We start from the raw sequence: 9,069 nt of genomic DNA, 5'->3' as shown, positions 1-9,069 counted from the left end.
ATTTGATTATTACACTCGAACCTGGAAAATCCTTTATTTACAGGCTTCCTGTTACACTTTCTCTTTTACCCTTGACATCAATACCACCGTCTCCACGTGCGTTGTCTTTTGATTGGGAACATAATTTTTTATCCTCGTCATTCTTGTAGGAACACAATTTATCACTGTCATTGTCTTTGGCATTTTTTCTTTTATCTTTAAAGTTATTAGAATCTTGACTATCTTTAACTCCAGTTTTGAAATAGAATGTTAAGTCATAAGGATGAACTGTTCCGTCTTTATCAATTCTACCCACTACGACTTTATCAACTATGCTTTCAAATACTGTTCTATTAAATTCCTCTATAATTTCTTTGTTTTCTAAGACCTTTTTAAATTGCTTTAGTCTTTCTTTAATAGAGTTTTCATCTTTGATAGTTAGCTCTAGTGTTTTCTTTTCATCAAGTAATTCTTCTTTTTGTTTTGTAAATTTTTTATACTTTTTAGCATAAACTTCTTCGTCTATACTATCTTCTAAATGAAGATCAACTAACTTTCTTTCTTGACTAATGATTCTGTTTAATTGGTTTTCTAACTTTTTCAAATCTTTGACTAAAGTATTATCATTTATTTCTTCTTCTACAATTTTTAAAAAGTCATCTATTACTGTTGAATCTGCATGACATAATTGCCTATAGCTTTCAACGAAAGCTTTTTCTATTGCTGCTTCTTGTATTCCTTTTGAATGAGGGCAATATTTTTTACCTTTTTTTGTTGACTTTACACATTGCCAGTTAATTTTTTTGTAAATGGAACTGGTGTGCCAAGTTCTTCTTGAAAGTATCTCTCCACAAAATCCACATTCCAGCATACTTGAAAAAGCGTATTGTCTTGATAGTTTTTCTCTTTTTCTATCCTTGTTAGCTATAGTGTTTCTGTTTTGTGCTCTCCTGAGTCTAATCTCTTGTGCCTTTTCAAAGTCTTCTTTTGATATAATTGACTCGTGATGATTTTCAATGTGGTATTTATCAGATTCACCAAAGTTTGCTAGTCTTCTTTTTGTTATGGGATCAACTGTAAAAGTCTTTCCCATTAGTATATCGCCAATATACTTTTCATTTTTAATTATTCCTAACACTGTAGTGTCAGACCATTTTGTTTTACCTCTAGGGGTGAGATATCCTTGCTCTTCTAGTTCCCTACCAATGACTGAGCCACCATTGCCCTCTAAATATCTTTTAAAGATGTATCTAACAATCTTAGCTTCTTCTTCATTTATAGAGATACTTTTTGTTGTAGGATCATAGTCGTATCAAAGGCAACCTTGAAAACCAATAAGTTCCCCTTTTTCCATTTTCATTTTCAGTCCTTTTTTTACATGGGCTGAGGTATTTTCTACTTCTTGCTGAGCTACTGAACTTAATATTGTCAATAGTAACTCTCCATCCATTGTCAAAGTATCTATATTTTCTTCTTCAAATACTACACCAACATTATTTTCCTTTAATAGTCTTACATATTTTAAGGTATCTAATGTATTTCTAGCAAATCTTGATATAGATTTAGTAATTATCATGTCTATATCTCCATTTTGGCAATCGCTAATTAGTCTCATGAAATCTGCTCTTTTAGTTGCAGTTGTTCCTGTTGTTGCTTCATCTGCATATATACCAGCCAGAGTCCAGTTCTTATTATTTTTTATTAGATTTGTGTAATAATCAACTTGCGATTTATATGATTCAAGTTGGTCTTTACTATCAGTGCTAACTCGACAATATGCTGCAACTCGTTTTAAATCTAAATGTAGTGCATTTCTATTTCTAGCTCCTGTATTTGAAGCTTTTATTAATTTTACTTTAGTATTCATTTTACCTCCTTCCCATTTTGTATCTTTCTACAGTGTTATTATATCACAAGATTAACTACTTTCTATCTCTCTTTTTATAATCATTTTCTATTCTATTTTTTATTTTTGTGTATTCCTTATCATTAATTAATTTAAGATCATAAAGTCTACATAACATCGCAACTCTCATGCTATAAACTTTTATTGCTTTCATAATAACCTCCTATGTAAATTTAAGTTTTTTGACATTGACAAGTGCCTTGAATTAGCAACATAGGAATCTCACCTCCGCCTCTGTTCAGGATGAGCCGGCTTCAACCTTAGAAGTATCATTATCCTCATTTTCTTCATAGCGAATAGGGTATCCCTCCCTATATTCAAACTCTTACTTATCGCTCCCTTTCTTCTTCCCTTGCTTTTAGCTTAGCAGTACTTGTTTTGCCGAATTATTCAGCAGAAAGATCTTGGCGGATAGATTATTACGCTCCAAAAATGATTAACGTCTTGTCTTGGTCTATTCAATTGTTAAGGTTCAAAATTTATCGAGAGTTATTAATCTTTTTTAAATTTGACCATCAGAAAATACTTATCTTGATGAAACAAAATTGTTTAAATTTACCCTCTTATACTTAACAGTGAAAAGAAGTCTTTCTTGGTAACCAATTTTCAAAAATAAATTTGGTTAAATAAAAAGGTCCAATTTCCACAGTATAAGTAACAGCAAAAATTAGACCCTCTTGGCAACTGTCATCTAAAAGTCTTCCAACATTTCCTTTAGTTTTTCTAAGACTTTATTACGCCTTTTAATAACGGCTGGATGAGAAATATTCAGTTTATCAGCTACTTCTCTAATTGTTTCTTCTTTATAAAAGAGGCTTTCTATTAAGTCTATTTCAGCAGGGTTAAGTTTAGAAATAGCTCTTCTTACTTCTTCAATCATTTCTTTTGTTTCGATAATTTTTTCAACATCAAATTCTAGATCTTCTAAATTTTCTTCAAAATTACCATCATGATCATAGGAACAAAAAAAGAAACAGTTATTTAACCTGTCTCTTCTCATTTGATATTTCTCTTTATTCAATTCACTATGATAGGCAAGATACACTTCCTTGCTAACAACCACTTTCTTTCCTTCTACGAATAAATAGTATTCTTTGTCCATTAATTTTTCCTCCTTGTTGACATAAATTTCTTTTGTTTGAAAATGAAATTCACACAAGGAGGACTTCTAATTCTATGCATATATTCTCCTGGGCATAAAAAAAGACCGAAAGAAAATAAATTCTTTCAGTCAATAAATGCCAATATTAAATTTAGGTGCAGATCACCCATCATGGATATTATATATGCACTTAAGTACACATAAAATTCGTATATGGTACTTTTTTCATTCGGAAATAGTACGCAATAAGTTCGTCATAAATTAATTTCTTAGATGTTCATTATTTCTTCAATGCTACGACCGTCTTTAAGTTGGCTAATAGCAGTCGGTAAAGTATATCCCCAAATTATTACACCAACCAATGCAATTGCTTCCTTTTTTCTTTGATAATAAACAGTTCTCTCTAAAGATACATTTCTCATACAAGCTTCATCAGTAATCTTTTTTTCAGAAATGTAGTAGTTATAAATAATCTTATGATAGATTTCTCCATACTCTGGATAAACTTTTAGCCTAACACAGGCATCATAAATTATTAAAAGCATAAGCTTACTATCCATTACATTGGAAACTCTATTATTAAACTTTTCTTCAACTTTTTCTGGAGCAAATGTAGAAAGATACAAGTAAGCAGATTCTGAAGTTGATCCATAGTTTTCTTTACTCTCAAACATCATAAAATTTGCCCTGCTATCTACTGCCCAGGTAACTTGTCTATATAAACTTAAAATAAGTTTTGCAGCTGAACTGATCTCTTCAAATTTCAAGTTGATATCTGCATACATGTTCATTATATTCTTTAAAGTTTTACTTATTCTCAATCTAATCACCCCAATACAACTTATTTACAAATCTGAATGTTTGTGCTACAATATGAATATAAGTTCAGTTTGTATTATATCTCAAATCGAAGAATAGTTCAAGCACTATTGTTCGTATTGAAAGTTATAAATGCACATTAGTACAGGAGGTTAAAGTTATGGCTTTTGCGGATAGATTAAAGGATTTTCGTGAAAAAGAAAAGTTAAGTCAAGCAGATTTTGCAAAAATGATAGGAATAAGTACAAGAACTCTTGTACATTATGAAGACGGAGAAAGATACCCAAGAGATGTCGAGGTTTACAAAAAAATAGCTGAAGTTATGGACTGTGATTACAATTATCTTTTAGAAGAAAGTGACGAGTTTTTAAATAGAGTTTATAACATGAGTGGCAAAAGAGAATTAGAAAAAGCTAGAGCATTAACAGAAGGTCTAAGCTCTTTATTTGCTGGTGGAGAAATTTCTGACGAAGATAAAGATGCTGCTTTTGAAGCTATTACTCGTGCTTATTGGGAGGCTAAAAGAGAAAACAAGAAATACGGTCGTAAGAAAAAAGATTAGGTGATTTTATGAGCATGAATCGCTATATATATGATAAAGTTAATCAACTTATAAAAAAATATAAGACACGAGATCCTATCGAATTAATAGAAGCTTTGAATATCAACCTGGTATATCTACCTGAAACAAAAATACTTTTAGGAATGTACCATTATATTCAAAGGAACAGATTTATTTTTATCAGTAGTAACACAAATTTTAATAGAAAGACGATATTAGCACACGAATTAGGTCACGATCAACTTCACAGAGATTATTGTATGAGTGGAGGAGCTTTTCATGACCAAACAGTGCTAAACCCTACAAATAAATTTGAAACTGAAGCTAATATTTTTGCAGCTCATTTATTAATTAGTGATGAAGATGTCCTCGATAATATCAATGATCAAGTTTGTGATTATGAAATCGCTGGAAAATTAGGTGTAGATATAAATTTACTAAATCTAAAAATTTCTGAGTTAGCAAAAATGGGCAAGTTTAATAAACCAATTAATGTTAATACACCTCAGGGAGATTTTCTTAAAAACTATCGCCCTGAACATGATGATTATTATTAGGAGACTCTATGGGAATTTTTATTGCAGGATATATTTTATTAATCCTTTCTGGAGTAGTTTTCTACTATCTCATCTCTACCTACTCTGTAAAAATCTCAGCATTTTTGATTGATTTTTTGGTTGTAGGTTTAGGATTTTATATATACATAAAAGATAAACTAGATAACAAATTAGCTATTCCCCTTTCAATTACAGTAGTAATAATTTATGGAATATTGCTAATTTTAATAAATCAAAAGCTACCAAAAATCAGTAAACTTTTAAACTATATAATTGCTTTCATAGGATCAGCAGTTGCCTTATGGTTGGCACTTGATTTTATAACAAGCACATTAAGTGCTTTTAAAATAATAGGTCAAACTTATCATCAATTACCAATAACAAAAAGTATGATGCTAAATTCTTTTATACATTATGTAATTGTATTCTTGATTAGTATTCCAGTGTTTAAAGGTAGAATGAAATTTATACTTGGAGGAAATTATGAGTAAAGAGTTTTTAGAAGAGATTATATCTGAAAAAATATCTGAAAGTGATACATTAGAATATAAAGATTACTATTTTACAAACGGTAAATTAACAAGCCTAGATCAAAAAGAACTTGCTAAATTATTTAAAGAAATATGTGCATTAGCTAACTATAATGGCGGAAAAATAATATTAGGATTAAAGGAAGACAATAACCATAATCCTTCAGAATTATCTGATATAGGTGTGAACAAAGATACATTCGAAATGTGGGAACAAGCTTTAAGAAATAAACTTTCTGTAAATATTATCCCTTCTCTCTATGGAATAAAAACGGAACTTGTTGAAGTTAGTGATGATACCAATTGTATTATCATAGATGTACCTAGAAGTGTATTAAAACCACACGCATATAACACTGGTAGTAACCATGAATTTTATATAAGAAATGGAAATACTTCCATTCAAATGAGATATAATGATTTGAAAAATAGTTTTGATGAGCTTAGCAATAGACAACAAAAATTAGAAAGCTTTAGAAACGAAAGAATTTCTAGCATTTTAAATAGTGAAATAGATGATACGTTAATAACATCACCTATATTATTAATTCACATTTTACCTGAAGTTTCATTTGATGAAAGAACATATATTGATCTAAAAGCTTGTGAATATAATGATAATTTAGATATTTTCAATCCGGATGGTTACCATGGTTCAGTAAATTATAATGCAAATGGTTTAATCAAAACTCGAAGAAATCATAAAGATCTCTTATCAACATATATACAAATTTTCTCTAATGGCAATTTAGAAATTGGAGAAATTTATTTGATGAAATATGATGTGGATGAAAATCCTAAAATGATTTACTTTTGGGATAATTTTGAAAAAATTATTGCGAAAAAAATATATAATTATTGCAAAGAACTGTACAAACAAAGATTAGGAACTGGATTCTATATTTCTTTTACTTTATTAAATGTTAAAGATTGTTACTCTAGAGCTTCAGGTTTTGGAGAACTTTGTGAACCAATAAAGCAAAATATCATTAAGGCTCAATTTGTTAAGTGGGATGTAAATACATCTTATCAATCATCTATGTACCAGCTTTTCAATAAATTTGCTAATATATTTGGTTCAAGAGAATCATGGTTATATAATGATGGAGAGCCTATTGCTGGGAAATTTAATTTTATAGCTGAAGATTAGAAACAACTAAATACACGCTTAACGCTTATAACTTTAATAGCAAGCACAGTAAGTGAGTACCCACTTACGAAAAATTGATGAAGCAGAACCTTTATGGACTGCTTCTTTTTTTATCAATTTTACCTTGTTAGGGAGAACCCTAAGACCCCAATATTTTATAATAAGGAGATATACTATGGATAATAGAAAAAGAAATAATCAACTGAAAATATATTTAACAGATGAAGAAAAAGAAGTTTTTGAAAAGAAAATGAAACTTGCTAATTGCAAAACTATGTCTCACTTTCTTAGAAAGTGCGTATTAGAAAAAGAAATTTATGTAGTAGATTTAGAACCATTTAGAAACCTACAATGGCTACTTTCAAATGCAACAAATAATATAAACCAGATTGCAAAAGCAACTAATACAACTGGTGTTATTTACAAAAATGAAATTGAGTCTATGAATAAGCAGATAGAAAAATTATCAAGAGAAATATGGCAGATCCATTCCCTACTTCTAAATAAATCAAAAGAAAGTTCTGGTGACTAATATGGCAATTACAAAAATACATCCTATAAAATCAACTCTAAATTTGGCAATAGATTATATAACTAAGAGTGAAAAAACTGATGAAAAAATCTTAGTATCTTCATTCAAATGTCATCCATCTACAGCCCATATTCAATTTATGAAAACACGAGAAGACAATAATACTAAAGGTACAGTTTTGGCTAGACATTTAATTCAATCTTTTCTACCAGGAGAGGTTGATCCTATAAAAGCTCATGAAATTGGAATGGAATTATGTAAGAAAATTTTAAAGGAAGATTATGAATTTGTTCTTGCAACTCATATAGATAGAGGGCATATCCATAACCATATTATTTTTAATAATGTTAATTACAAGACTGGTAAATGCTACCAATCTAACAAAAAATCTTACCACAAAATTAGGTATCAAAGTGATGAATTATGTAAAGAAAATAAGCTTTCAGTCATTGATAAATACTATGAAGCTTACAAGAGAAAATATAAAACTGCTGGTAAATCTTGGTACGAATATGACCAAAACAAGAAAGGAAATTCTTGGAAGTCTAAACTGCAATTTGATATAGATAGAATGATTAATAAGTCTAAATCTTGGGAAGAGTTTTTAGAAAATATGAAGTCTATTGATTATGAAATTAAGTTTGGTAAACACATTGCTTTTCGTCATAAAGATAAGCAAAGATTTACAAGAGCGAAGACTATCGGAGAAGATTATACTGAGGAAAAACTCAAAGAAAGAATAGATTTAGCTATTAAAAACAAAGCTAATCCTATTAAAAAGCGTGTAGGAAACGTCATTGATATATCTACTAATAAAAAAGCTCAATCCTCAAAAGGTTATGAAGTTTGGGCTAGAAAACACAATATAAAAACAATGGCTGACTCGATAATTAAGCTTAGAGAGCAAGGAATTAATTCAATTACTCAACTCGATGAGCTAATTAAAAAATCTGCCTGTGATAGACAAGACTTATTAGATAAAATAAAGAAAATTGAAACTGAAATGAAGAGTTTATCCCAAGATATGGAGAATATAAATACTATAAATAAGTATCGTGAAATCTACAAATACCACAAGAAAAATCCTGAAGATAAGCAATTTGCAGAAGAATATTATAGTGAGCTTTCAGTCTATAAAATAGCCGCTAAAGAAATCTTAGAAAATTATAATAAGCTACCAAATACAAAAGAAATACTATCCAAGCTCGATAAATTGCAAGAAAAAAAGAACACCCTTATGCAAGAGTATTCTTTAAATAAAGAACAATTTTCTTACCTTGTTCAGTATAGGAAAAACTATGAAAATTATTATGGAAAAGAAGTGGAGAGAACTTAATAAACCCTTAGAATATTTTCTATTCAATTCATTGAGCCGTTCCATACCTGGAATTTGATCTTGAATAAAATTCCACATCTATAACCTCCTTAAATTTAAAATTCTTAATTTTCTAAAAATCAGTGTTTTATATTGTTAGCAATATTTACTAAAAATAACATAACCGGTACTTCAGTAAGAACACTTACAATGCAAGCAGGGCCACCCTTTGTAAGAGTCGACCACGCAAAAACCATAGCGATACATGGCGCAACTCCGAGCAAAACAGCCCACGCTAAATAATTATTTGCCAAATCATTAGGAGCGTTTGTTCTCTTCTTTTGGTATTCCGTGCAAAACCTACCATCCACTAGATTAAGGCATCCTGGATAAGAGCAGGATCGCTTTGGCTTTCTTAGCAATCCTTCCACCTCCTAATGGGCATAAGAAAAGCCCCGAAGGTTTCCCTCCAAGGCTTATATTATATTTCTTGCTAATTATATAGTACCACAGACTATATGGCTCGAGAGGATAGAACGAATGTCATTTGAGTATGTCCGTTCTCGGAAACATATCCACTGCATTTTTGGCACTATCGGTAGACGGGAACATGTCAA

Annotated in this window: 9 protein-coding genes and 2 pseudogenes; 6 read left to right on the top strand and 5 right to left on the bottom strand. The window is 30.1% G+C overall.

Annotated features, from left to right (window positions below; genetic code table 11):
- Nucleotides 1-37 precede the first annotated feature (37 nt).
- The 4 genes and pseudogenes from PWP28_RS13445 to PWP28_RS13425 all read right to left on the bottom strand — a co-directional run bounded on the left by PWP28_RS13445 (nt 38) and on the right by PWP28_RS13425 (nt 3,772).
- A pseudogene (locus PWP28_RS13445) lies at nt 38-1,846 on the bottom strand (recombinase family protein).
- A 55-nt stretch (nt 1,847-1,901) separates the two neighbouring features.
- The gene (locus tag PWP28_RS13435; protein WP_162832783.1) at nt 1,902-2,039 is read right to left on the bottom strand and encodes a hypothetical protein; all 138 of its coding nucleotides are present in this window, start codon (nt 2,037-2,039) and stop codon (nt 1,902-1,904) included.
- A gap of 537 nt (nt 2,040-2,576) precedes the next feature.
- Nucleotides 2,577-2,987, bottom strand: a complete 411-nt coding sequence (locus PWP28_RS13430) for a sigma-70 family RNA polymerase sigma factor (protein WP_308644976.1) — start codon at nt 2,985-2,987, stop codon at nt 2,577-2,579.
- Nucleotides 2,988-3,256: 269 nt separating this feature from the next.
- A complete protein-coding gene (locus PWP28_RS13425; RefSeq protein ID WP_374045501.1) occupies nt 3,257-3,772 on the bottom strand; it encodes a hypothetical protein in 516 nt (171 codons plus the stop codon).
- A 194-nt stretch (nt 3,773-3,966) separates the two neighbouring features.
- On the opposite strand from PWP28_RS13425, the gene PWP28_RS13420 reads away from it, so the two are divergent.
- The 6 genes from PWP28_RS13420 to PWP28_RS13395 all read left to right on the top strand — a co-directional run bounded on the left by PWP28_RS13420 (nt 3,967) and on the right by PWP28_RS13395 (nt 8,473).
- Nucleotides 3,967-4,368 carry a helix-turn-helix transcriptional regulator gene (locus tag PWP28_RS13420; RefSeq protein WP_308644974.1) on the top strand — a complete coding sequence of 134 codons (402 nt, stop codon included), beginning with the start codon at nt 3,967-3,969 and terminating at the stop codon, nt 4,366-4,368.
- Nucleotides 4,369-4,376: 8 nt separating this feature from the next.
- Entirely contained in the window at nt 4,377-4,925 is a 549-nt protein-coding gene (locus PWP28_RS13415; RefSeq protein ID WP_308644973.1) for an ImmA/IrrE family metallo-endopeptidase, read from the top strand.
- An 8-nt stretch (nt 4,926-4,933) separates the two neighbouring features.
- Nucleotides 4,934-5,416, top strand: a complete 483-nt coding sequence (locus tag PWP28_RS13410) for a hypothetical protein (RefSeq protein ID WP_308644972.1) — start codon at nt 4,934-4,936, stop codon at nt 5,414-5,416.
- Nucleotides 5,409-6,605 carry an ATP-binding protein gene (locus PWP28_RS13405; protein WP_308644971.1) on the top strand — a complete coding sequence of 399 codons (1,197 nt, stop codon included), beginning with the start codon at nt 5,409-5,411 and terminating at the stop codon, nt 6,603-6,605. The genes PWP28_RS13410 and PWP28_RS13405 overlap by 8 nt, the downstream gene beginning before the upstream one ends.
- Before the next feature lie 175 nt (nt 6,606-6,780).
- Nucleotides 6,781-7,137: a plasmid mobilization relaxosome protein MobC gene (gene mobC, locus PWP28_RS13400; protein ID WP_000370326.1), complete on the top strand. Its 357-nt coding sequence runs from the start codon at nt 6,781-6,783 to the stop codon at nt 7,135-7,137.
- A gap of 1 nt (nt 7,138) precedes the next feature.
- Nucleotides 7,139-8,473 carry a relaxase/mobilization nuclease domain-containing protein gene (locus PWP28_RS13395; protein ID WP_308644970.1) on the top strand — a complete coding sequence of 445 codons (1,335 nt, stop codon included), beginning with the start codon at nt 7,139-7,141 and terminating at the stop codon, nt 8,471-8,473.
- Nucleotides 8,474-8,667: 194 nt separating this feature from the next.
- On the opposite strand, the pseudogene PWP28_RS13915 reads toward PWP28_RS13395, so the two are convergent.
- Nucleotides 8,668-8,775: pseudogene (locus tag PWP28_RS13915) on the bottom strand (arsenical-resistance protein); the annotation flags it as partial.
- Nucleotides 8,776-9,069: the final 294 nt, after the last annotated feature.

The sequence above is a fragment of the Oceanotoga sp. genome, from assembly GCF_030445905.1.
GTDB lineage: Bacteria > Thermotogota > Thermotogae > Petrotogales > Petrotogaceae > Oceanotoga > Oceanotoga teriensis.
This window is presented reverse-complemented; position numbering and strand designations above follow the sequence as displayed.

Bases quoted from the DNA above. Each gene is read 5' to 3' on its own strand.
- PWP28_RS13425 (WP_374045501.1), bottom strand. From the start codon at position 3,772: ATGTATGCAGATATCAACTTGAAATTTGAAGAGATCAGTTCAGCTGCA.
- PWP28_RS13405 (WP_308644971.1), top strand. From the start codon at position 5,409: ATGAGTAAAGAGTTTTTAGAAGAGATTATATCTGAAAAAATATCTGAA.
- PWP28_RS13415 (WP_308644973.1), top strand. From the start codon at position 4,377: ATGAGCATGAATCGCTATATATATGATAAAGTTAATCAACTTATAAAA.
- PWP28_RS13430 (WP_308644976.1), bottom strand. From the start codon at position 2,987: ATGGACAAAGAATACTATTTATTCGTAGAAGGAAAGAAAGTGGTTGTT.
- PWP28_RS13420 (WP_308644974.1), top strand. From the start codon at position 3,967: ATGGCTTTTGCGGATAGATTAAAGGATTTTCGTGAAAAAGAAAAGTTA.
- mobC (WP_000370326.1), top strand. From the start codon at position 6,781: ATGGATAATAGAAAAAGAAATAATCAACTGAAAATATATTTAACAGAT.
- PWP28_RS13435 (WP_162832783.1), bottom strand. From the start codon at position 2,039: ATGAAAGCAATAAAAGTTTATAGCATGAGAGTTGCGATGTTATGTAGA.
- PWP28_RS13395 (WP_308644970.1), top strand. From the start codon at position 7,139: ATGGCAATTACAAAAATACATCCTATAAAATCAACTCTAAATTTGGCA.
- PWP28_RS13410 (WP_308644972.1), top strand. From the start codon at position 4,934: ATGGGAATTTTTATTGCAGGATATATTTTATTAATCCTTTCTGGAGTA.